The organism is Halococcus salsus, from assembly GCF_009900715.1.
In the GTDB taxonomy this organism is placed as follows: domain Archaea; phylum Halobacteriota; class Halobacteria; order Halobacteriales; family Halococcaceae; genus Halococcus; species Halococcus salsus.
In genome coordinates this window covers 76,843-98,783 of record NZ_JAAAJC010000005.1, presented here as the reverse complement: position 1 = coordinate 98,783, position 21,941 = coordinate 76,843, and the positions used below count along the sequence as shown (strand labels likewise).

Below are 21,941 nucleotides of genomic sequence, written 5' to 3'. Positions count from 1 at the left end.
CACGCGCGAGCGGGACGAAAAGCCTCCGGTCAAACAGTAGGACTTTGGCGGGCGGCCCGAAAGGGTCGGCAAATGCTGAGCAGACAGTTCCTCCGCGACCACACCGAGGCCGTCCGCGAGGCGCTCGCCGCCCGCGGGGCCGACGACGTCGACCTCGACGCGGTGCTCGCCCTCGACGAGGAGTGGCGCGCGGCCAAGAACCGCGGCGACGAACTCCGCCACGAGCGCAACGAGATATCGAGCCGTATCGGCGAGCTCAAAGCCGCCGGCGAGGACGAGGAAGCCGAGGAAGCCATCGAGCGCTCCTCGGAGCTCAAGAACGAGATCGACGAGATAGAGGACCGCGCCGACGACCTCGAAGCCGACCTCGACGAGGCGCTGCTTCGGATTCCGAACGTTCTCCACGACAGCGTCCCTGCCGGCGAAGACGAATCCGACAACGTCGAACTCCGCCGCGAGGGATTCGGAGAACTCCGAGAGCTGCCCGAGGACGTGACCCCGCACTACGACCTCGGCGAGGAGCTCGACGTCCTCGACTTCGAGCGCGGGGCGAAGGTCTCGGGTGGTGGCTTCTACTTCCTGAAGGGCGACGGCGCGCGGCTCGAACACGCCCTGATCCAGTTCATGCTCGACGTCCACCGCGAGCAGGACTACGTCGACATCTTCCCGCCGATCCCGATCAGTAGTGAATCAATGACCGGGACGGGCCAGCTCCCGAAGTTCGCCGACGACGCCTACAAGCTCGACGACGAGGACCTCTGGCTCTGTCCGACTGCCGAGGTGCCGGTGACGAACATGTACGCCGACGACATCCTCCTGCGGGACGACCTGCCGCTCAAACACCAGGCGTACACCCCGAACTTCCGCCAAGAGGCGGGCGAACACGGCACCGAGACCCGCGGGATCGTCCGCGTCCACCAGTTCAACAAGGTGGAGATGGTGAACTTCGTCGAACCCGAATCGAGCTACGAGCGCTTCGAGGGGTTGCTCGACGAAGCGGAGGAAGTCCTCCGACGGCTCGACCTCCCCTACCGGGTGCTCGAGATCTGTGCGGGCGACATCGGGTTCAAGGCCGCCAAACAGGTCGACCTCGAACTCTGGGCCCCCGGCGACGACATGGACGACGGGCCCGCGGAGGGCGGCCGGTGGCTCGAAGTCTCGTCGGTCTCGAACTTCGAGGCGTTCCAGGCCCGCCGCGCGGGCCTGCGCTACCGCCCCGAGCGCCACGAGTCGACGGAGTACCTCCACACCCTCAACGCCTCGGGGCTCGCGCTCCCCCGCGTGATGGTCGCGATCCTGGAGTACTATCAGAACGACGACGGTACGGTGACGGTGCCCGAGGCGCTTCAGCCGTACCTTGGCGGGCAGGAACGCATCGAGGGGCACGAACCCGTCGGCGAGAGCGCCGTCGGCGCTGGGAAGAAAGAGTAGACGACGATTTCGGTCCGTCCCTGATTTCGGATCGGTCTTTCTCTCCGATTCCACCTCCGAGTCTGTTCCCTGATCTGTTTTCCCGGCTGATTCGCCTACGGCAAATCCCGGTGCAAGCGAGAGACCGCACAGCACCGCCACCGCTCCCGCCCGCACAGGCCACACACCTCCCCAGCCGATTCCTTCGCTCGCCTGCGGCTCGCTCAGTCATCCCTCGCACGCCGATGCGCGGTCGGTGTTCACTGTCGTTCGCACACGACCGCGAGCGCGCGCCAACCACGGCTGATCGGTGTCGGAGCCGACACGGCACCTGACTCAGTTGGTGAAGGTCTCGATGTGGGCGATCGTTCCGCCCTCGACGGTGTGGACGTCGACGAACCCGAAGAGCGGGTCGCCGTCGGCGTCGAGCAGGCGGCCGCGGACCGCGAACTCGCTGTCGTCCTCGTTGGCACAGACCGCGTCGAGCACGTGGCTGGTGTCGGTCAGCGGGCGGTCGTCGCGCATGAACCCGACGAACGTATCGGGGCCGTCGATGGTGCGGTCGGGGCGGTCGTGGACGAACCCGGGCGCGAGGAGCCCGCGGAGGTCGTCGTAGCGGCCCTCGTCGATGGCGGTGTAGTAGGCTTCGACGGGTCGTTCGGCCATGCCCAGCGCTATCGGGTGTTCCGAACAAGAACCTGCCGGCGGCCGAGGATTCCCGCTCGGCGGTCGAGGCTCACCGTTCGGCGGGCGTACGGCTCCCGCGCTCGCCGTCGCGAACGCACTCGGGGAGGTCGGCCCCGACGAGCGCGGCCCACTCGGCGAGGTGCGTGTGTGGCTCGGTCATCGCTCACACGCTCGATCCTCGGGAATCAGCATAACGATTGTGCCTGCTTCAGGGGATCACCTGCTCGCCGTCGTCGTAGACCGCGATGGCGTCCACCGGACAGACCCGCGCCGCGAACTTCGCGTCGAGTTCCGCCTCGGCGGGGATCTCGCGCACGATGGTGTCGTCATCGCGCTCCTCGCCGTCGACCAGGACCGCCTTGCCGGCGTCCTCGTCGCGCTCGAACCCCTCCCACTCCGCGACGCACTGGAACATCCCGATACAGGTGTCGCGGTCGTACTCGATTCGCATACCCGGACTTTCGCCGGTGGCGACATAGGCGTGACGGGACCGAACCACAAATCGAGAACCAAGTCACGAATCCTACCCACGGCGTGGCGGTCGGCGCGCGGCCTGCGGGCCGCCCGACGGGCGGCCCGCGACACTCGTGCGAGGGATGAGCACCGTAGTGAGCGACCAGCGTTCTCGTGAGCGACCAGCGTTCTCGTGAGCGACCAGCGTTCTCGTGAGCGACCAGCGTTCTCGTGAGCGACCGGAGGGAGCGAACGAGAGCACGGAAGAGCGAACGAGAGCACGGAAGAGCGAAGTTCTTCCGGCGGGAGTGAACGAGGAGCGCAGTCGGCTGGGGAGGCTCGTGGCCGTCGCGGGGCGGGAGCGGTGCCGTGCGGGAGCGGGGCGGTCTCTCGTTTGCACCGGGATTCGCGCGGTCGCGTTGCGGGTTCGCTGTCGCTCGTCCTCCACTCGCCTTTTGAATTCCCTCTCAAGCTCAGTCCCATCCTCGTGCTCCGAACTCTTTCACTTTCGCCGCGCTCGGACGATAGCTTAAACCGTTAAACCGCCACAAAACCCGTAATGAACGTCACCGAACTGTCGGGAGTGCCCGAGTGGCTGCCCGACCACCTGCGTGACGAGGGCGTCGAGGAACTCTACCCGCCCCAGGCCGAGGCGGTCGAGGCGGGGGCCACGGCGGGCGAGAGCCTCGTGGCGAGCGTGCCGACGGCCTCCGGGAAGACACTGATCGCCGAGCTCGCGATGACGGCGAGCGTCGCGCGCGGCGGGACCGCCCTCTACATCGTGCCGCTCCGCGCGCTCGCGGGCGAGAAACGCACCGAGTTCGAGGCCTTCGAGCAGTACGGCCTCACGGTCGGCGTTTCGACTGGCAACTACGATTCGGACGGCGAGTGGCTCGCGACCTGTGACATCATCGTCGCGACCAGCGAGAAGGTGGATTCGCTCGTCCGAAACGGCGCGCCGTGGCTCGACGACCTGTCCTGTGTGGTGGCCGACGAGGTCCACCTCGTGGACGACGGGAACCGGGGGCCGACGCTCGAAGTCACCCTCGCGAAACTCCGCCAGCGAAATCCGGGGCTGCAGGTCGTGGCGCTCTCGGCCACCATCGGCAACCCCGAGATCCTCGCCGAGTGGCTCGACGCCGAACTCGTCGACTCGACGTGGCGACCGATCGACCTGAAGAAGGGCGTCCACTACGGCCAGGCAGTACACTTGGAGGACGGCAACCAGCGCGAACTCCAGGTCAGGGACGGCGAGAAGGCCACCGAGGCCATCGTCCGCGATACCTTGGATGACGGCGGATCGACGCTGGTGTTCGTGAACTCCCGGCGCAACGCCGAGGCCGCGGCGCGTCGGCTCGCCGGCACGGTCGAGAACGAACTCACGAACGAGGAGCGAACCCAGTTGGCGAGCGTCGCGGCCGAGATCCGGGACGTGAGCGACACCGAGACCAGTGAGGACCTCGCGAGCGCGGTCGAGCGCGGCGGCGCGTTCCACCACGCCGGCCTCGCGAGCGAACACCGCGAACTCGTCGAGGGCGCGTTCCGAGACCGACTCCTGAAGGTGGTCTCGGCCACGCCGACGCTCGCGGCGGGCGTCAACACCCCGAGCCGTCGGGTCGTGGTGCGCGACTGGCGGCGGTACTCGGGTGAGGCCGGCGGGATGGCCCCGCTCTCCGTACTTGAAGTCCACCAGATGTGTGGCCGGGCGGGGCGACCGGGATTGGACCCCTACGGCGAGGCGCTCCTGCTCGCGAAGAGCCACGACGAACTCGACGAACTCTTCGACCGATACATCTGGACCGAACCCGAGGCCGTGCGCTCGAAGCTCGCGGCCGAACCCGCCCTGCGGACGCATCTGCTCGCGACCGTGGCCTCGGGGTTCGCGAGCTCACGCGAGGGGCTGCTCGAGTTCCTCGACCAGACGCTCTACGCCACGCAGACGACGGAGGGCGGGCGGCTCGAACGCGTCACGGACGACATGCTCGACTACCTCGAAGTCAACGACTTCCTCGACCGCGACGGCGACGACCTCACCGCGACCTCCCTGGGCCACACCGTCTCGCGGCTCTACCTCGACCCGATGAGCGCCGCCGAGATCGTCGACGGGCTTCAGGCGGCCGAGAGTCGGCCAAGTGCGCTCGGCCTCTTCCACCTCGTGAGCCGCACGCCCGACATGTACGAACTCTACCTCCGGTCGGGCGACCGCGAGGAGTACACCATGCTCGCCAACGAGCGCGAGACCGAACTCCTGGGGATGAAACCCAGCGAGTTCGAGGCCCGCTGGGAGGACTGGCTCTCGGCGCTCAAGACCGCCCGCCTGCTCGAAGACTGGGCGAGCGAACTCGACGAGAGCGAGATCACCGACCGATACTCCGTGGGGCCGGGCGACCTCCGAGGGAAGGTCGACACCGCGGAGTGGCTGCTGTCGGCCGCCGAACGACTCGCGGGCGAGCTCGGTTTGGAGTGGGCTCCGGCCGTACGGGAGGCCCGGACCAGGGTCGCCAACGGGATCCGCACCGAACTCATCGACCTCGCGGGCGTGCGCGGCGTGGGTCGCAAACGGGCCCGCCGGCTCTACGAGGCCGGTATCGAGACCCGGACCGACCTCCGGAACGCCGACAAGGCCGTCGTGCTGGGCGCGCTCCGTGGCCGCCGCAAGACCGCCGAGAACGTTCTCGACAACGTGGGCCGAACCGATCCCTCGATGGACGACGTCGAGGCCGACGGCTCGGTGGCGGTCGTCGGAGAGGGGGAGAACGACCAGTCGAACCTCGGGGAGTTCTGATGGCGATCGAGGGACCCCGATGAAACTCGTCGAAGGCGAAGCTACGGTCGAGAACGTCGGCGAGTTCGTGGCGTGGCTCGACGAGGTCGGCGAGGCGCACGGCTGTACGGTCCAGGCCTTCGACGCGAACTACGTCGTCTCGCGCGCGCATCTCTCACGAGCGCTCGACCTCGCCGACCGGGCGCGCGAGCGCGGCGAGGCGGTCGCCCGCGACCGCGGCGTCGAGGTCATGCTCTACGCCGCGGGCCGCCGGCAGATCGACCGGGCGCTCGAACTTGGGGTACGCGAAGGTCGCGGACCGGTCGTGGTGCTCGTCGCTGCCGACGGGGCCGACGACTCGGTTCAGGCCGAACGTGCGGCCGCGAGCGCGGTCGCGGAGCGGCTCGACCAGCACGGGACGCTCGGCGAGTTCGACTCCGAACGGGTTCGGGCGTACTTCGACGTCGCGGACCCCGAACTCGACGCCACCGACGCGGACCTCGAAGCCCTGGTGCTCGAACGCGTGGCGTTGCTCGACGTCGAGAAGTAGGGCTCCCGAACCCTCATACCCGCCCCCAGCCTGCGTGTGGTATGACAACCGAAGCCCTGGACGCGAACCCCGACGTTGTGTCGGAGACGGTGACGGTCGAAGTCGACGACGAACGGGTCGGGATCCGCTACTTCGTCGCGGGCGAGGAGAGCGAGAAACCGCCGGTGGTTTTGCTCCACGGCATCGGCCTCGACGCGGCTGACGTCTCCTGGAAACACGCACTCCCGGCGTTCGCCGCCGACCGCCGCGTGTTCGCCCTCGACTTCCCCGGTCACGGCGAGAGCGACACCCTTCCGTCGTACACCCACCAGAACTACCTCGAAACCCTCGATAGGTTCCTGACGGCTCTCGATATCGAGCGGGCGAGCCTGGTCGGGATCTCGATGGGCGGCGGGGTCGCGCTCGGCGCGGCGCTCGAAGACCCTGAGCGGATCGAACGCCTGGTTCTCGTGGATAGCTACGGACTCGGTCGTGACGCGCCGTGGCGACCGGGCGGGTCGATGCTGCTCAACGTGCCGGGGTTCGACGGCCTGCTCGGCACGAGCCTCTCGAACCCGGTGGCCGTCGCGACGGGCCTCGGCGGTATCGCCGTGAGCCCCTCCGCCGGGTTCGTCGCCGACGTCCAGCGTGCCGTCGGGCCGATGGCCGCGCGCGCGCTCGGCGAGTGGCAGCGCGACGAGTTCCGCGCGACCGGGCTCAAGACGTGTTATCTCGACCGGCTGGGGGAGGTCGAGCAGCCGACACTGCTGGTCCACGGCCGTGAGGACCCGATCTTCCCCGTCCACTGGTCCGAACGCGCGACCCAGAGGATCCCCGACGCGCGGTTCATCGCCTTCGAGGAGTGTGGCCACTGGCCGCCGCGGGAGTATCCCGAGAAGTTCGAACGCGTCGTCGGCCGGTTCCTCTAGGCCTCTTCGTCGAGGAGGACGACCGCCTCGCCGTCGATGGCGACCTCGCCCTCTTCGGTGGTCACCGTGGTGCGGAGCCGGTAGCGGTCCTCGCCGAGCGCCTCGACGATCTCGCAGTCGGCGGTGACGCGGTCGCCCACTCCCACCGGGCGCTGGAATTCGAGGTCCTGTGAGAGGTAGATGACGAGTCCGGGAAGGCGCGCGAGCGCGGCGCTGATGAGCCCCGAGACGAGCGTGCCGTGGGCGATCCGCCCGCCGAACCGCGTGCTCTCGGCGTACTCGTCGTCGAGGTGGAGCGGGTTGGTGTCGCCGCTGGCCGCCGCGAAGGCGTGGACGTCGTCGTCGGTGAGGCGCTTCGAGACCCGGACCCGGTCGCCGACCGTGAGCGCGTCGCGACGGTTCTCGGTGAGTTCGACGTCCCACTCGGGACGTTCCTCGCCACCGACGACGCCGTTCTCGGTGCTGGTCGGGACGCCGAACGCCGAGAGGGTGGCGCGGTTGGCCGCAAGAACGCTGTCGAGGAAGTACGTGGAGTTGCGGACCCACGCTTCGGCCAGCGCGGAGGGCTGTGATTCGGAGCTCATGGACTACCCCTCACGTACTGGCTCCAGCACCATAAACCGTTTCGACCACCATCTTCGACCGTTTTCCATCGGGAGAGCCTCCATGCCCCGAACGTATCGGCGTTTCTCGCTGTCGGGTAGTGACCCGCCATCCCCGATGGCCCCATACAAAACCATCCTATGGTAACGAGTGGTTTTGAGAGCAATCCTTATCCGTCCGTGGGGGCTACGTGGAAGCGAGCGATGACCGACGAAGACGAGACGATGTGGCCGCCGGCGGTTTGGGCGCGGCAGTTCCAGGAGGCGAGCGAGCAGGCCGTCGAGCGACAGACGGAGTTCGCCCAACAGCTGTTCAACAACGGTGCGGGGCCGAGCAGCCTGCCCGAGATGGCGGCGTCGACGATGGGGACGGCGACGTTCAAGACGCGTGTCCAGAGTGGCGGCCGGATATCGATCCCGGACGCCGAGCGCGAGGCGCTGGACATCGAGGAAGGGGACATCGTTCAGACCGTCGTGATACCGGTCAAACGCAACAGGGACGAATCATGAGTCAGTACACCACACCAGTCAGCACGATGTTCGAGATGCAGCGCACAGCTTTGGAAGGCAGCCAGCAGGCGATGAAACAGGGCGTCAGCCTCCAGAAGAGCGCCGGCCGGATGGCGCTCTCGGGGATGAAGACGGGCAAGAGCCTCCAGCAGCAGAGCGTCGAGGCCACCCACACCGCGACCGCACAGTACCTCGACGCGGTCGAGCCGGCGATGCCCGACGAGACCGTCGAGACGCTTCGCGAGACGACCGACGAGGGCTTCGCCCAGCTCACGGAGGTCCACGCCGAGACGTTCGACCAGTTCCTGCACAGCTTCGAACAGGGGCTCGACGACTACGACGAGTTCTCCGCCGAGTACCTCGACGCCCTCGACGAGGGCTTCGACCAGCTCGCCGATTCACACGAGGCGCTCCAGGAGCAGACCGTCGAGGTCATCGAGGAAACCGAGAGCCGTAACGAGGCGTACGTCGAGCAGTTCCAGGACCAGCTCGAAGATCAGATGGACCGTATCGAGGAGTTCCAAGAGCGCCTCGAGAGTCAGTCCGAACGCCAGCTCGAACAGGCCGAGGAGTTCCAAGACCAGCTCGAATCACAGGTCGAGGAGTTCCAAGACCAGCTCGAAAGCCAGGCCGAGACGTTCGAGGACCAGGTTTCCGCCTGAACGACCACCACAGTTTTTCACCCCTACACACCAATGAGCCGTATGAGCGGAACCGACCCCGAGGAGATCCAGCGGAACTGGGCGACGATGATGAACGAGATGAACGAGGCGGTCGCCGAGTCGTTCGAACAGAACATGGAGGCCCAGGCCGCGTTCATGGAGTCCTGGATGGGCGCGTTCGAGGGCTCCGTCCCGGACGAGGCGACCATCGAGGACGGCGTGGAGGGCTACGGCCGGGCCTACGAGGTCTGGATGGAGGCCGCCGAACAGATGCAGTCGCGGATCACCGACGCCGCGCGCGGCGAGGACGTCGACCCGAGCGAGTTCCGCGACATCTGGCTCCAGAGCGCGAACGAGGCCTACTCCGAAGTCATGGGTACCACCGCCTTCGCCGCGGGCACGGGCGAGATGGTCGGCGACCTGATGGAGCTCCAGCAGGAGGTCGACGACATGAGCCAGGACACCCTCGAGAGCCTCGGTTTCGCCACCCGCGACGACGTCGACGAGGTGGCCGAACGTCTCCTCGAACTCGAACGCAGCCAGCACGAGATCTCGAAGAAACTCGACCGGCTGCTGGAGGACTGACCCGATGGCCGAACGGTCCGGGCGCGCGTTCAACCCGTTCACCGCCGCGCTCGACGCCCAGCGACGGAGCTTCGAGGCCGCCGCCGACACCGTCGAAAAGGTCGAGATGGGGCCCGAACAGCTCGCCGAGATGGCGTCGGTGGACGTCGGTCAGACCCCGAGCGACGTGGTCTATTCGGAGAACAAGCTCGAACTCCTCCACTACGAGCCGCTGACCGACGAACAGCACGACGTCCCCATCCTCGTCATCTACGCGCTGATCAACAAACCGTTCATCCTCGACCTTCAACCCGATCGGTCGGTGATCCGCCGACTGCTGGAGGCGGGCTTCGACGTCTACATGATCGACTGGAACGAGCCCTCGCGGCTCGACCAGCACCTCACGCTCGAGGACTACGTCGACCGGTACATCGAGAACTGCGTCGACGAGGTGCGCGAGCGCTCGGGTCAGGATTCGATCAACATCCTGGGGTACTGCATGGGCGGCACGATGTCGGTGATGTACGCCGCGCTCCACCCCGAGAAGGTCCGGAACCTCGGGCTGATGGCGGCCGGGCTCTGCTTCGACGACACGGGCGGCGTGCTCGAACTCTGGGGCGACGACGAGTACTTCTCGCCCGACGGGCTCACCGAGACCTACGGCAACGCGCCCGCCGAGATGCTCGACGTGGGCTTCGCGCTGATGGACCCGGTGGCGAACTACGTCTCGAAGTACGTCCGGCTCTACGACAACCTGGAGGACGACGACTTCGTCGAGAACTTCGGGCGGATGGAACGGTGGCTCTCGGAGGGTATCGACGTCGCCGGCAACACGTTCGCCCAGTTCGTCACGGACATCTACCAGGACAACAAGCTCTACAACAACGAGCTCTACCTCGGCGACAAACACGTCGACATCGGGAACATCGACATGCCGGTCCTCCAGATCACAGGTGAATACGACCACCTGATCCCCTCGGACACCAGCAAGCCATTCAACGAGGTCGTCGCCAGCGACGACACCTCGGTGATCGAGTACCCCACAGGCCACATCGGGCTCTCGGTCTCGGGGAGCTCCCACGAGAACGTCTGGCCCGAGGTCTGTGAGTGGTACGCGGAGCGCTCCCAGCCGGCCGAGGACGTCGCGATCGAGGTCGACGACCCCGACGAAAGCGAGGGCTCGGACGCGGCCGAGGCGGAGCAACCGCCCGCGACGGCCGACGAGGACGAGGACGGTATCGAGGCCGACGACGGGGACGACCTCGTGGGCGTCGACGGCATCGGCGGGACCTACGCCGACCGCCTCCGAGAGGCCGGCATCGACTCCCGCGCCGACCTCGCAGCCGCCGACCCCGAAACCGTGGCCGAGGCCACCGGCGCGGCCGAAGCCACGGTCGAGGACTGGATCGACCAGGCCGCCAACTGACTCTTATCTGCGAATTCCCCCCGCTGACGCCCCCTCCGGCTGTTCGTTCGAACTCCGACGTGAGCCACGGGTGTTTCGTGTGACTGCATACCACGTGAAATGATCGAAGACACACTTTTACACTCTCAGCACACTTATCGGGACGAATGAGCGAAAGTCAGACCGATGAGTTCGTGGATCTCGGAACTCTTGGGGTCGAAGAGGAATTCTTCGCTATCGACGGCGAGGGCTACCCGACGAGCGCGGTCGACGAACTCATCGCGGACGGCGACCCGCCCCCGGTGCTCGATGGCCGCCTCGACCGCGAGATGTTCAAGTGTATCGTCGAGACCAAAACCCCGGTCTGCGAGGATCTCGCAGCGGCTCACGACCGCGTGGTGGCGATCCGGGAGGCGCTGGTCGAGTACGCCGCCGACCACGGGTTCGGCATCGCGGCGGCGGGGCTCCACCCCGCGGCCCACTGGGACCGGCTCGAATGTACCGAAGCCCCGCGCTACTACGACATGCGCAATCGGATCCAGCTCCCACAGAACCGGAACACGACGGCGGGGCTCCACGTTCACGTCGGGGTGGACGACCCCGACAAGGCGACGTGGGTCGCAAACGAGATCCGCTGGTTCCTGCCCGTGATGCTCGCGCTCTCGGCGAACTCGCCGTACTGGCGGGGGGTCGATACGGGGTTGGCGTCGGCGCGAACGAACGTCTTCGGGGCGATCCCGAACACGGGGATACCGCCGGTCTTCGAGGACTTCGCGGAATTCCAGCGGTTCGAACGGCTGCTGATCGAGACCAACTCGATCGCCGACCGGCAGGACCTCTGGTACGACGTCCGGCTCCACACGGGCTGTGGCACCGTCGAGGTCCGGATGCCCGACGCCCAGTCGGACGTCGAGCGCACCCTCGCGTTCGTCGAGTACGTCCAGGCACTCGTGGTCGACCTCGCGGAGCGCTACGAGGACGGCGAGACCGGCCGGAACCACCGCTACCACACCCTGGTCGAGAACAAGTGGCGCGCGACGCGGAACGGCCACGAGGCGACGTTCATCGACCGCGAGGAGACGGGGACGGTCCCGCTCGCCGAAATCGTCGAGCGCGAGTGCGAGCGGCTCGGGATCGACGGGATCGCACGACTCCTCGACGACGAAAGCGGCGCGCTCCGACAGCGCCGGCTCCACCGCGAGGGCGGTCTGGAGGCGGTGTGTCATGACCTCCGGGTGGGCGCGTGACACTCGTTCACAATACCTGCTGGTATCGTAAGCTAAAGGCACCTGGACACCGTATCGAGGAACAGTGAACGACTTGCGGATCGCGCTGTTGAATGCGTCCGGCGATGAGAACACCCCGAAGAACTTCCGACGCGAACTCGACGCGGAGCTCGTCGAGTTCGACGTCCACGAGACGGTCCCCGACACCTACGACTTCGATGCCGCGGTCGTGACCGGGTCGCGGTCGTCGGTCTACTGGGACGAGCCCTGGATCGACGCCCTGAAAGGGTGGGTCCGAACGGCGGTCGAGCGCGGGATGGCCGTGCTCGGCGTCTGCTTCGGTCACCAGGTCCTCGCCGACGCGCTCGGCGGGCGTGTCGAGGACATGGGCGAGTACGAGATCGGCTACCGGGAGGTCGAGAGCCGGGACGAAAGCCTCCTGCTCGGCGACGAACCGATGACGGTCTTCACGACCCACTCGGACACCGTCACCGAGCTCCCGCCCGGTGCCGTCCAGACCGCCGAGAACGACTGCGGCGTCCACGGCTTCCGGGTGAACAACGCCTTCGGCGTCCAGTTCCACCCCGAGTACGACATGGAGACCGCCCGCGTCGTCGCCGGCGGGAAGGACCTCCCCGACGACCGTATCGACCGCGTGCTCGACGACATCACCGAGGAGAACTACACGAAGGCCTGCGAGGCGAAGACGTTGTTCGGCCGGTTCACCGCGTTCATCCGCGGGAACGGCCCCAGCGCGTCGGCCGCCCAGCCAGCCCCCTCGGCGGAGTCGGACTGACGGCTCACCCACCGACGTCGCACGTCGACCGGTCGTCGCAGCCTGATCCCCCGAGAACTCGTTTTCGGCCGCTCGCTTCCACCCATCGCTCGGCGCCGGAAGCGGCCCGTCACTGATCGAAAGGCGCGAACGGAACCCGAACGCCCATACAGGACGTTTATCAGGGTCGATCCCCTCGTTCTACCATGCTCGATTACGTCGGCCTCGACGCCGACCTCGGCGAGGAGGAGCGTGCGATGCGCGACAGCGCCCGCGAGTTCGTCGACGACCGGGTGCGACCCGAGATCGCCGACCACTTCGAGGCGGGCACCTTCCCCACCGAACTGATCCCCGAGATGGGCGAACGGGGCTTCTTCGCACCGAACCTCGACGGCTACGGTCTCGCCGACTGCTCGCAGAAGGCCTACGGCCTCCTGATGCAGGAGCTCGAAGCGGGCGATTCCGGGGTCCGATCGATGGCGAGCGTCCAGGGCGCGCTGGTGATGTACCCCATCCACACCTACGGCTCCGAGGCCCAGAAGGAGCGCTGGCTCCCCGACATGGGGACGGGCGAGGCGATCGGCGCGTTCGCGCTCACCGAACCCGAGCACGGTTCGAACCCCGCCGGGATGGAGACCGCCGCCGAGAGAGATGGGGACGAGTACGTGCTCACGGGGCAGAAACGCTGGTCGACGAACGCCTCGATCGCCGACGTGGTCCTCGTCTGGGCGCGCGACACCAGCGAGGAGGGGAACCCCGTTCGTGGCTTCCTCGTCGAGACCGACAGCGAGGGGCTCGACGTCCGCTCGATCGACGGGAAGCTCTCGCTCCGGGCGTCGGTTTCGAGCGAACTCGACCTCGACGGGGTTCGGGTATCCGAGGGGAACGTTCTGCCCGGCGTCTCGGGGATGAAAGGCCCGCTGTCGTGTCTCACCCAGGCGCGCTACGGCATCGTCTGGGGCGCGGTCGGCGCGGCGATGGACTGTTTCGAGACGGTTCAGGAGTACGCCACCGACCGCGAGCAGTTCGGCAAGCCCATCGGTGGTTTCCAGCTCCAGCAGAACAAGCTCGCGGAGATGGCGACCCAGATCACCACCGCACAGCTGCTCGCCCACCGGCTGGCCGACCTCAAGGAACGCGGCGAGATGCGCCCCCAGCACGTCTCGATGGCGAAGTTCAACAACGTCCGGATGGCGCGCGACCAATCCAGGATCGCCCGCGAGATGCTCGGCGGCAACGGCATCACCCTGGAGTACTCGCCGATGCGCCACATGGCCAACATGGAAACAGTGTATACCTACGAAGGGACTCACGACATCCACTCGCTGATCCTCGGTGAGGACTTGACTGGTATCTCGGCCTTCGAGTAACTCAGAGCCGGTCGGCGAACTCCTCGCCCATCGCCATGAGTTCGTCTCGCTCTTCTTCCGAAAATTCGTAGGCTTCGGGTTTCGCGACGCCGATGGCACCCTCGATGTTCCCGTTCGAATCGATCACCGGCGCGACGAGCGAGCCCTCCATCCCGGTGTCGCGCGCGCTCGGTTCGGCCACGCCGGAGTCGTCGGTCTGGAGGTTCGAGAGCTGGATGGGCTCGCGGCGCTCGGCCGCCGCTCCCGCCATCCCTTTGCCGAACGGGATCGTCTGGATGGGGTCGAGCACGGAGTCGGGCATCCCCTCGCTGGCGACGAGGTGGAGGCGGTCCCCGTCGGCGCGGTGGAGGGTGCCCGCGACGCAGTCGAACGCCTCGATGGCCTCGCGGAGGATTCGGTCGGGGTCGTCCGGTTCGCTCATGGGTTCGGTCGGGGTTCGGCGAGCGCGCCGATAAACACCTCGCTGGCGCGCCGACTACTCGCGGCCCGCCGGCGGGCTCGCGCTCACCACCTTCCCGAGGAGGTCGCGGTTGTCGGCCCCGAGGCGGTAGGCCCGCTCTCGGAACCGTTCGTAGTCGGCGAACCCGTCGAGGAAGTGGACGAGGTCGCCGGGTACCTGTCCCGTACGGGCGAGCACCTCTTCGGTCGCCTTCCCGCACGAGTAAACTTGGCCGTCGGCGAGCAGGTGGACGCACTCCTCCCAGTCCTCGGGGAGTCGGTCCCGCTCGTCGGCCGAGAGGTCCGAAAAGCCCACCGGGTCGAAGTCGCCGTTGCGGACGGCCCAGTCGGCACACCACGTACAGAACCCACAGTCGTCGTCGTAGACGAGTCGGGGTCGTTCGGTCGCCATACCGCTCCTACGTGGTCCGGCGAAAAAATCGCTCCGGTCGGCTCACCCGTCGTCGATGGTCTCCCAGAAGTCGACCCGGTCCTCGGTCTCGAAGAAGCCCGACAAGACCCGTTCGTCCTCGTCACCGCCGGGGGGCGACCCGGCGTAGACCCCGACCGCGTCGGCGTCGGGATAGCCCACCACGTCCGGCTCCTCCATCGTCGACATCGCGAGATAGCGGAGGACGTCGTCGGCGTCGTTGACGACTCGATGCGCGCTCTCCTCGCCGGTCGGGAGCGCGACGTAGGTCCCGGGAGAGAGTTTCCGTTCCTCGTCGGGCAGTCGAAGGTGTCCGGTCCCGTCGAGAACGTAGAGCGCCTCCTCGTTTCTCGTGTGGTAGTGATACGGCCACGCGCGCTCGCCCGCCGGGAGTTCGTAGAGGCTACAGCCGAGCCCCTCGCCGCCGGCCGCCCGGCCGAGCTGTTTTCGGCGAAACCCGGTGTCCGCGGGGCCGATGTCGGTCCACTCGACGTCGTTCTCGTTGGCGAACATCGGGCGCATCGACGGGCTCCGAACGGAAATAGCCGTAGCCCGGTGCTCAGGCGACGGCGTGTGCGTCAGGCTCGGTCCCGTTCTCGACAGCGGGCGTCGGCGCGTCGAACCCGCTGGCGTAGAGGTGGGCCGTCACGAGCGTCGCGTAGAAGCCAACGGGCGCGGCGACTACGACCCCGAGGACGGGGATCACACTCAGACCACCTTGGCACGACGGGACGGCAGTTGTTGCGCCGCGTTCGCCGACTGCGACCCCATCGCTTAGTCGGCTCCCTCTCGGACGGGCTGCTCCGGCTCGGAAACGTCGGATCGGGTGTCTACGCGTTTCGGGCGCGCGGGCGGCTCGACGACGGGGTCAGCGACGTCTACGAGGTCAACGTCGCCAACGTGAACCTGTTCACGGTCCGGGATATCGGGGCGTGAGTCGGGGGAAAGTTAGGACCGGTCGATGTCGAGTTCGTCCTGGAGTCCGGCGAGGGCGTCGTCGTCGGCGAGTTCGCGGAGCCGTTCACGGAGATGCGTTCGGCAGAGACCGACCTTCAGGCCATCCTTTTCGACGGCGACCGCGGCGTCTGCATCGCAGTAGTGACACTGCATCATCCGGGGTTGGGGTCGACGGGCATTGAACCCTGCGGCGTCGTGTCGGCGATCCGGTGTGAAGGGTCGCCGAGCCGCCCTCACCGCCGACCGCTCTCCGGCACGGACGACGAGAAATCCACCCGATTACAGCCGCTCGTAGAACGCCTCGAACTCCGCACCGTCGAGCCCTGCTCGACCGAGAACGGCATCGTGAGCGTCGCTCCCGCCGGTCGGGAGGAGGTCGTTGCGTTCGAGTGTGTGCTCGACGGGCGCGGTGTCGACCGTCCGGCCGTAGTCGTAGTAGCGCTCGACGGCCGAGACGTGGGGCGAGGCGGTGAGCGCGAGCGCGGCCTCGGGATCACCGTAGCGGAGCGGGTGGGCCAGCGAGACCACGCCACAGGCCTCGGCCAGGAGCGCCGCGCCGCGTTCGAAGGTTGGGAGGTTGCGGGCGACGAAACACGGACAGTCCGCCCCGATGACCTCCTCGAACGCGCCCTCGTAGTCGTAGGTCGCACCGGAGTCGGCGATCGCCCGCGCGATGTGGGGCCGGCCGATCCCCTCGGCGGGTTCGATGTCGAGGTCGTAGTCGAAGCGGTCCTCGACGCAGTCGATGATCGCCCGCCCGCGCTCGATCCGATCCGTTTGGAGGCGGTCGAGCTCAGTCAGGAGGTCGTCGGTCGGCCGGATGCCGTAGCCGAGCAGGTCGACCTGTCCCGCGTCGCTCTCGACCCGGAGTTCGATCCCGTGGATCATCTCGATCCCGTCGCGTTCGTCGATTGGGGTGTCGAGCTCCCGGTTGAGGCGCTCGTGGTCGGTGATCGCGACGGTCCCGACGTTGGCCCTGTGGGCGGCTTCGGGGACCTCGCGCAGCTGCATCGTCCCGTCCGAGTTTGTGGTGTGGACGTGGAGGTCGGCGGCGGGCATGTCCTCTCGGACACCGGCCTCGGATAAGTTCGTTCTGGACGGCCGGGGAACGACACCTCCCCTACCCAAGTCCTAGATGGTCCTTCATAGCCTACTGAGGATTTATAGAAAACGTTTATGATAGTCTCGGCGCTGGTGTTGGATATGCGATTCATGAACGGCGCGGACGAGCGGCTCGGCGCACACAGCTACCCAACGACGACGGCAGACCTCATCGAGGCTCACGGCGACCTCGAGATCGCCTTCCCGAACGGCACCGAGACCCTCGGCGACGTCTTCGGCAGGGTCGACGAGTCGACGTTCGAGACGGCCGAAGAAGCTCGGCTGATGCTCTACAGCGCGCTCGGCGACGACGCGATCGGCCGGAAGTTCTACTCCGACCGCGACCCCACCCGGGTCGACGAGGACGGCCCCGAACCGGTCTCGTTGTAGCCCGGTCACCGCTTCTCATCCCACCCCGTCGAGGTCGGCGACGTCGACACGCATCCGGTGACGGAGCGGCTCGAAACCAACCTTCTCGTAGAACGCGAGCGCGCGCTCGTTGTCGACGTCGACGTCGAGGACGAGCTCCGTACAGCCCTCTTCGTCTGCTCGACTTCGGGCTCGTTCCATCAAGTCGTGTGCGAGCCCGGTCCCACGATAGGGTTCGCGGACGTAGAGTTCGTTCACCAGCAGTCGGTCGGGCCACTCGAAGATCGACGGTGACTCGCCGAGGTTGGTGGCGATGAACCCGAGTAGGTCGCCGTCAATCTCGGCGAAATCGTCGTCCGTGCCCGACGTTTCGGCGTCGATGGCGACCGCGATACGGTAGTCGGTGGTCTCGATCTTGTCGAGCGCCCACGGAACCAGTTCGTCGACGAGGGCCACGTCGTCGGCGAGCACGTGGCTCTCGACGACGGTTTCGAGTTCGCGGTTGTACGGTAGCCACAGCTCCTCGGCGTAGCGGCGGACGGCGGCTTCCTCGGCGGGGAGTCGACGGATCTCCATCTCGATGGCTCCTGTGGGCCGACCGACTTCCGAATATCGATAGTCGCTACGCGTCGAGACTGGTCCCCGAGAGGTCGAACGGCACCGTTCCCGTCGTGTAGCCCGCGGTCGAGCCGTCGGGCCGGACCCGGAACACGACGGCCGGACGGTGGCCGACGGCGGGGCGTTCGGCCGCGAGCGTGGCCCACTCGTCGTCGTGAAAGGACGAACAGTCGACGAACAGGACGGCGTCGGGGTGGGCGGCGAGCTGGCCGTCGGTCTTCGAGCCCGCGGTTCCCCTGACCGCGGCCGCCGGGGTGCCCGCCGCGCGGTCGACCGGGCGACTCGGGCGGGTGACTTCGACGAGCGCCGGCGGGCCGTCGACCGGTTCGACCCGGTAGTCGAGTGCGTGGCCCGAGTCCATCTGGACCTCGGGGACGATGGGCTGGCCGGCGTCGGTGAGGACCTTCGCGGCGTTGAACTCGCCCATCGTCGCGCTCATCCGCGTGAGGTCGACCTGTCGGCTCGTCCCGAGCTTCGCCGCCATCGTGTAGCGGTAGTCGTCGAAGACACCGGTCGAGAGGAACCGTTCGTAGAAGCCGAGCGCGTCGTCGGTGGTCGCGTCCGGAAAGCCCGCGGCGTGGTCGGCGAAGAACGCGCGCGAACTCGTCCGGCCGTCCTTCGAGAACAGCACGGGGAGGAAGAACCACGCGACGTGGTCGTAGGCCGTGAGCCACGGGTCCTGGACATGGAGTTCGGCGAGGAGTTCGCGCTGGGCCCACCGTGCGACCCGGTAGGGCACCTCGTCGAAGGTGTACTTCTCGGTGCGCCAGAGGGCCTCGGGGGTCTGGGTGTTGCCGAGCCAGAAGGCGTCCTCGCCCCAGGCGAACAGCGCGCGGTCGCCGTTGTCCATTTCGAGGCGGCAGGCGTCGTATCCGGGCGGGGGTCGATACCAGGGCCCGTCGAGACGCGCGCCGAGCGCCTCGTCGAGGGATGCGTGGAGGTCGCGGCGAACCCGGGAGCGATCCCAGGTCTCGTGCGACCAGCGAAAACGGAGGGGTCCGGCCACGCTCTCCCTGGGCACTCCGCGGGCTTATCGGTGTCGATACGCCCGTTCGACGGTGGCTGCGGTGTAATTTCGCCGGAAATCCGGACCACCGATACTTTCTTATCAACCAGCGCCCAATCGTGATCCTGTATACCATGTCAATGGGAGCCTATGACGCGGCCGAACACGAACGCCGCGAACAGAAAACCAGTACGGTCGACACCAGTCCGGACGACGACCGGCGGAGCAGCTACGAGGGCACCGTCGAGTACGACACCGGTGACGCGAACGCCGACGACCTCCTCGCGCAGTTCCGCGAGCTCAGGTCGTCGTAGCTGGCTCGGTTCCTTCGCGCTTGGTGTAGAGCAACACCAGCGACAGCCCCGTCACCACCATGACCGCCGCGACGTGGGCGATCAACACCGCGAGCAACACGGGATAGTCGAGGACGAACGGGACCAGGAGAAGTTGGATCAGGCCGAAGGCCACGGTCTCCACGTCGGCCCAGAAGAACGTCCGCGTGGTCTCGGGGTCGAAGCGGTAGCGATACGACCGCCAGAGCGCGGTGACGGTCGCCCACCAGCCCGTGCCGATACGGTAGCAGACGTCCCAGAGCACCATCAGGAGGAAGTAGACCACGAGAACCGGTGGGTCGGTCCCGATGAGCTGGTCGAGCAGCGGCGGCGCACCGGTTTGGGCGTTCGGGACGAACAGGTAGACCAGCATGGCACAGAAGGCGAGCACCGCGAGGACGACGTCCATGTTCGAGCCGAACACGAGGCGTCGGTAGGCGTCGGGGAGTTCGACCGACCGGAGGTGACGCGACACCCGAACCATCTCGATGCTGCCGATGCCCGCGACGAACACCGCGGCGCTGCCGATCAGCGCGACGTTCCAGAGGTCGTAGTACCACGCGAGGACCACCACACCGACTTCGAAGATGCCGAGCTGGATCGCGAGCGCGAGCGTGGTCGAGACCTCGATCCCCGGCAGCGCCCCCACGATGCTCTCGTAGGTCCACGTCTCGCCGAAGTCGGGCGATTCCTCCCCGCCATCGACCCCGCTCGCGCCGTCGGCCGCGTTCATGGCGTGTCCACGTGCCACCGGGGCATAAGTCCGCGCTCGTCGGCACCCGGGAGGGAGAAGGGCTTTCCGCCGGCTTCCCCGAGGGAGCGTATGGCTTCCGACCCGTGTGCGGGCTGTGGTCGCCCGGTCAAGGTCGCGGGCGGCATCGCCAACCTCTGGACCTTCGGCGGCGACGCGGCCGGCGGCCTCGCACTCGAACTCGCCGACGGCTCCGACCACCTCCTCTGTTACGACTGCATCGACCGGCTGCCCGACGACCCACGGGCGGCCGACGTCGCGGCGCTCGGGCGCGAGTAGCGCAGGACTTACTTGCCGGGCGGCGGTTCCTCACTCGTGAACCCAGCGCGGATCGAGGACGAGTTTCCCGCCCCCGAATATCGCGGTGCCCAGCGCGACGCGCTCGGCCGCATCCGGGAGGCGTTCGCGGCGGGCAACCGGGTGGTGCTCGTCCGCGCCCCCACCGGCTCCGGGAAGTCGCTGCTCGCGCGCGCCATCGCGGGCTGTGCGCGCCGGCCCGACGAGGCCGACCCCGCCGACGCGACCGACGCCTACTACACCACCCCGCAGGTCTCCCAGCTCGACGACGTCGCCGCCGATCCCCTCCTCTCCGACCTCCAGGTCATCAGGGGCAAACGCAACTACTCGTGTCTCCTCCCCGGCGAGACGAATACCCCTGTGGACCGAGCGCCGTGCGCACGCCAGACGGGCTTCGACTGTTCGATCCGCCACCGCTGTCCGTACTTCTCCGACCGGACGATCGCCTCGAACCGCTCGATCGCCGCGATGACGTTGGCCTACTTCATGCAGACCGCTGGCTCGGACGCGTTCGGCCGGCGCGACGTCGTGGTCGTGGACGAGGCCCACGGGCTCGCCGAGTGGGCCGAGATGTACGCCACGATCGACCTTCGACCGCGAACGGTGTCGGTCTGGGACGAACTGGAGGTCCCCGAGATCGACGGCGTCGAGGCGGCCGCCCGGTTCGCCGACCACGTCACGACCATCTGTAGCCGCCGGAAGGACACCCTTGTCGGGGCCGACGAACTCTCGATTTCGGAGGTCGAAGAACGTGACCGGCTCCAGGAACTCATCTCGAACCTCAACTGGTTCGTCTCGGACTACCGCGACCCGACCAGCGCGAGCACGTGGGTCGTCGACGGCGGCGACGGCGAGCCGGTGACGATCAAACCCCTCAACCCCGAGCGCTATCTCCGTCACACGGTCTGGGACCGTGGAAACCGCTTCGCGCTCCTCTCGGCCACCATCCTCGACAAGGAGGGCTTCTGTCGTGGTGTCGGGCTCGACCCCGACGAGACGGCGCTGGTCGACGTCTCGCACACCTTCCCGGTCGAGAACCGCCCCCTGTTCGACACCACCCAGGGCAAGATGACCTACGACCACCGCGAGGAGACCCTCCCGAAGATCGCCCGGCTCGTCGTCCGGCTCATGGCCCACCACCCCGACGAGAAGGGGATCGTCCACGCCCACTCCTACGCCATCGCGGAGGGACTGGAAAAGCGACTCCGCGAGTTCGGGGTCGAGGGTCGGATCCGGAGCCACGACCGCGAGGACCGCGACGCCCAGCTGAACGCCTGGCTCGCGAGCGACGATCCCGAACTACTCATCTCCGTGAAGATGGAGGAGGCGCTCGACCTGGAGGGCGACCTCGCGCGGTGGCAGGTGCTCTGCAAGGCTCCCTATCCCAACACCCGCGACTCGCGGGTCGCCCGCCGACTGGAGGACGGCCAGTGGAACTGGTACTACCGGACGACCCTGAGTACCGTGATTCAAGCCTGCGGTCGGGTCGTGCGCGCGCCCGACGACCACGGGGGGACCTACCTCGCGGATTCGAGCCTGCTCGACCTCTTCGAGCGCTCGCGGTCGGCGATGCCCGACTGGTTCGCGGCCCAGGTCGACCGGATGACGACCCCGGAGCTCCCGGCGTTCGACCCCAGTGCAGCCGGCGGGGACGGCGACTCCGGGAGTCGTCGCGACCGACGACGAAAGTCGCGGGACGACCCGGAGAACCACCCGCTCGCGGACGTCTGGGGTTCGGACTAAGTCCGATCGACGG

General features: G+C 67.5%; 28 protein-coding genes. 16 read left to right on the top strand and 12 right to left on the bottom strand.

The genetic code is table 11. The annotated features are described in order from the left end of the window. Positions 1-72: 72 nt before the first annotated feature. Positions 73-1,431: a serine--tRNA ligase gene (gene serS, locus GT355_RS13195; RefSeq protein WP_160135058.1), complete on the top strand. Its 1,359-nt coding sequence runs from the start codon at positions 73-75 to the stop codon at positions 1,429-1,431. A 315-nt stretch (positions 1,432-1,746) separates the two neighbouring features. Here serS and GT355_RS13190 read toward each other — a convergent pair whose 3' ends face one another. Both GT355_RS13190 and GT355_RS13185 read right to left on the bottom strand, forming a co-directional pair. Beyond that, positions 1,747-2,076: a nuclear transport factor 2 family protein gene (locus GT355_RS13190; protein WP_160135057.1), complete on the bottom strand. Its 330-nt coding sequence runs from the start codon at positions 2,074-2,076 to the stop codon at positions 1,747-1,749. Between the two features lie 229 nt (positions 2,077-2,305). Further along, the gene (locus tag GT355_RS13185; RefSeq protein WP_160135056.1) at positions 2,306-2,548 is read right to left on the bottom strand and encodes a ferredoxin; all 243 of its coding nucleotides are present in this window, start codon (positions 2,546-2,548) and stop codon (positions 2,306-2,308) included. Between the two features lie 561 nt (positions 2,549-3,109). On the opposite strand from GT355_RS13185, the gene GT355_RS13180 reads away from it, so the two are divergent. The 3 genes from GT355_RS13180 to GT355_RS13170 are packed head-to-tail and all read left to right on the top strand — an operon-like array spanning position 3,110 to position 6,772. After that, complete coding sequence (locus GT355_RS13180) at positions 3,110-5,335, top strand: ATP-dependent DNA helicase (protein ID WP_160135055.1); 2,226 nt, start codon at positions 3,110-3,112, stop codon at positions 5,333-5,335. Positions 5,336-5,354: 19 nt separating this feature from the next. Then, complete coding sequence (gene cgi121 / locus GT355_RS13175; RefSeq protein ID WP_160135054.1) at positions 5,355-5,864, top strand: KEOPS complex subunit Cgi121; 510 nt, start codon at positions 5,355-5,357, stop codon at positions 5,862-5,864. Between the two features lie 41 nt (positions 5,865-5,905). After that, positions 5,906-6,772, top strand: coding sequence for an alpha/beta fold hydrolase (locus GT355_RS13170; protein ID WP_160135053.1), 867 nt, complete (start codon positions 5,906-5,908; stop codon positions 6,770-6,772). Here GT355_RS13170 and GT355_RS13165 read toward each other — a convergent pair. Continuing rightward, positions 6,769-7,356 (bottom strand): MaoC family dehydratase, encoded by a 588-nt coding sequence (locus GT355_RS13165; protein ID WP_160135052.1) that lies wholly within the window; start codon positions 7,354-7,356, stop codon positions 6,769-6,771. The two genes, GT355_RS13170 and GT355_RS13165, sit on opposite strands and share 4 nt — an antisense overlap. A gap of 222 nt (positions 7,357-7,578) precedes the next feature. Between GT355_RS13165 and GT355_RS13160 the strand changes: the two genes are divergently transcribed. From GT355_RS13160 to GT355_RS13130, 7 genes are all read left to right on the top strand, one after another. Continuing rightward, positions 7,579-7,884, top strand: a complete 306-nt coding sequence (locus GT355_RS13160; protein ID WP_160135051.1) for an AbrB/MazE/SpoVT family DNA-binding domain-containing protein — start codon at positions 7,579-7,581, stop codon at positions 7,882-7,884. Further along, positions 7,881-8,546, top strand: a complete 666-nt coding sequence (locus GT355_RS13155; RefSeq protein ID WP_160135050.1) for a hypothetical protein — start codon at positions 7,881-7,883, stop codon at positions 8,544-8,546. The genes GT355_RS13160 and GT355_RS13155 overlap by 4 nt, the downstream gene beginning before the upstream one ends. Positions 8,547-8,588: 42 nt before the next feature. Continuing rightward, positions 8,589-9,131: a poly(R)-hydroxyalkanoic acid synthase subunit PhaE gene (locus GT355_RS13150; protein WP_160135049.1), complete on the top strand. Its 543-nt coding sequence runs from the start codon at positions 8,589-8,591 to the stop codon at positions 9,129-9,131. Positions 9,132-9,135: 4 nt separating this feature from the next. Next, positions 9,136-10,536: a class III poly(R)-hydroxyalkanoic acid synthase subunit PhaC gene (gene phaC / locus GT355_RS13145; RefSeq protein WP_160135048.1), complete on the top strand. Its 1,401-nt coding sequence runs from the start codon at positions 9,136-9,138 to the stop codon at positions 10,534-10,536. Between the two features lie 146 nt (positions 10,537-10,682). After that, complete coding sequence (locus GT355_RS13140; RefSeq protein WP_160135047.1) at positions 10,683-11,762, top strand: glutamate--cysteine ligase; 1,080 nt, start codon at positions 10,683-10,685, stop codon at positions 11,760-11,762. A gap of 64 nt (positions 11,763-11,826) precedes the next feature. After that, on the top strand, positions 11,827-12,537 hold the full coding sequence (locus GT355_RS13135; RefSeq protein WP_160135046.1) for a type 1 glutamine amidotransferase: 711 nt from the start codon (positions 11,827-11,829) through the stop codon (positions 12,535-12,537). A 185-nt stretch (positions 12,538-12,722) separates the two neighbouring features. Beyond that, positions 12,723-13,886, top strand: a complete 1,164-nt coding sequence (locus tag GT355_RS13130; protein ID WP_160135045.1) for an acyl-CoA dehydrogenase family protein — start codon at positions 12,723-12,725, stop codon at positions 13,884-13,886. Between the two features lies 1 nt (position 13,887). Here the strand turns inward: GT355_RS13130 and GT355_RS13125 are convergent, their stop codons facing one another. The 4 genes from GT355_RS13125 to GT355_RS13110 are packed head-to-tail and all read right to left on the bottom strand — an operon-like array spanning position 13,888 to position 15,460. After that, positions 13,888-14,307, bottom strand: coding sequence for a GAF domain-containing protein (locus tag GT355_RS13125; RefSeq protein WP_160135044.1), 420 nt, complete (start codon positions 14,305-14,307; stop codon positions 13,888-13,890). Positions 14,308-14,361: 54 nt separating this feature from the next. Then, the gene (locus tag GT355_RS13120) at positions 14,362-14,736 is read right to left on the bottom strand and encodes a DCC1-like thiol-disulfide oxidoreductase family protein (RefSeq protein WP_160135043.1); all 375 of its coding nucleotides are present in this window, start codon (positions 14,734-14,736) and stop codon (positions 14,362-14,364) included. Positions 14,737-14,778: 42 nt separating this feature from the next. Beyond that, on the bottom strand, positions 14,779-15,267 hold the full coding sequence (locus GT355_RS13115) for a cupin domain-containing protein (protein WP_160135042.1): 489 nt from the start codon (positions 15,265-15,267) through the stop codon (positions 14,779-14,781). 46 nt (positions 15,268-15,313) lie between these two features. After that, positions 15,314-15,460, bottom strand: a complete 147-nt coding sequence (locus GT355_RS13110; protein ID WP_160135041.1) for a hypothetical protein — start codon at positions 15,458-15,460, stop codon at positions 15,314-15,316. A 35-nt stretch (positions 15,461-15,495) separates the two neighbouring features. Here GT355_RS13110 and GT355_RS13105 point away from each other — a divergent pair, with 35 nt between their 5' ends. Further along, on the top strand, positions 15,496-15,690 hold the full coding sequence (locus GT355_RS13105) for a hypothetical protein (RefSeq protein ID WP_160135040.1): 195 nt from the start codon (positions 15,496-15,498) through the stop codon (positions 15,688-15,690). Between the two features lie 12 nt (positions 15,691-15,702). On the opposite strand, the gene GT355_RS18080 is transcribed toward GT355_RS13105, so the two are convergent. Both GT355_RS18080 and GT355_RS13100 read right to left on the bottom strand, forming a co-directional pair. Then, entirely contained in the window at positions 15,703-15,864 is a 162-nt protein-coding gene (locus GT355_RS18080) for a DUF6757 family protein (RefSeq protein WP_007691141.1), read from the bottom strand. Between the two features lie 126 nt (positions 15,865-15,990). After that, positions 15,991-16,770 (bottom strand): PHP domain-containing protein, encoded by a 780-nt coding sequence (locus tag GT355_RS13100; protein WP_160135039.1) that lies wholly within the window; start codon positions 16,768-16,770, stop codon positions 15,991-15,993. A gap of 144 nt (positions 16,771-16,914) precedes the next feature. Between GT355_RS13100 and GT355_RS13095 the strand changes: the two genes are divergently transcribed. Then, positions 16,915-17,202 (top strand): DUF5789 family protein, encoded by a 288-nt coding sequence (locus tag GT355_RS13095; protein ID WP_160135038.1) that lies wholly within the window; start codon positions 16,915-16,917, stop codon positions 17,200-17,202. A 15-nt stretch (positions 17,203-17,217) separates the two neighbouring features. Here GT355_RS13095 and GT355_RS13090 read toward each other — a convergent pair whose 3' ends face one another. Together GT355_RS13090 and GT355_RS13085 are read right to left on the bottom strand one after the other, a co-directional pair. Further along, positions 17,218-17,757: a GNAT family N-acetyltransferase gene (locus GT355_RS13090; RefSeq protein WP_160135037.1), complete on the bottom strand. Its 540-nt coding sequence runs from the start codon at positions 17,755-17,757 to the stop codon at positions 17,218-17,220. A gap of 46 nt (positions 17,758-17,803) precedes the next feature. After that, the gene (locus GT355_RS13085; RefSeq protein WP_160135036.1) at positions 17,804-18,805 is read right to left on the bottom strand and encodes a DUF5784 family protein; all 1,002 of its coding nucleotides are present in this window, start codon (positions 18,803-18,805) and stop codon (positions 17,804-17,806) included. Positions 18,806-18,939: 134 nt separating this feature from the next. On the opposite strand from GT355_RS13085, the gene GT355_RS18075 reads away from it, so the two are divergent. Then, positions 18,940-19,119, top strand: a complete 180-nt coding sequence (locus GT355_RS18075; RefSeq protein WP_192928020.1) for a DUF5786 family protein — start codon at positions 18,940-18,942, stop codon at positions 19,117-19,119. Here GT355_RS18075 and GT355_RS13080 read toward each other — a convergent pair. After that, positions 19,106-19,870, bottom strand: a complete 765-nt coding sequence (locus tag GT355_RS13080) for a DUF7530 family protein (RefSeq protein ID WP_160135035.1) — start codon at positions 19,868-19,870, stop codon at positions 19,106-19,108. The two genes, GT355_RS18075 and GT355_RS13080, sit on opposite strands and share 14 nt — an antisense overlap. 90 nt (positions 19,871-19,960) lie before the next feature. Between GT355_RS13080 and GT355_RS13075 the strand changes: the two genes are divergently transcribed. Both GT355_RS13075 and GT355_RS13070 read left to right on the top strand, forming a co-directional pair. Further along, a complete protein-coding gene (locus GT355_RS13075) occupies positions 19,961-20,167 on the top strand; it encodes a DUF7561 family protein (RefSeq protein ID WP_160135034.1) in 207 nt (68 codons plus the stop codon). A 36-nt stretch (positions 20,168-20,203) separates the two neighbouring features. Beyond that, on the top strand, positions 20,204-21,928 hold the full coding sequence (locus tag GT355_RS13070; RefSeq protein WP_160135033.1) for an ATP-dependent DNA helicase: 1,725 nt from the start codon (positions 20,204-20,206) through the stop codon (positions 21,926-21,928). The last annotated feature ends 13 nt before the right edge of the window (positions 21,929-21,941 follow it).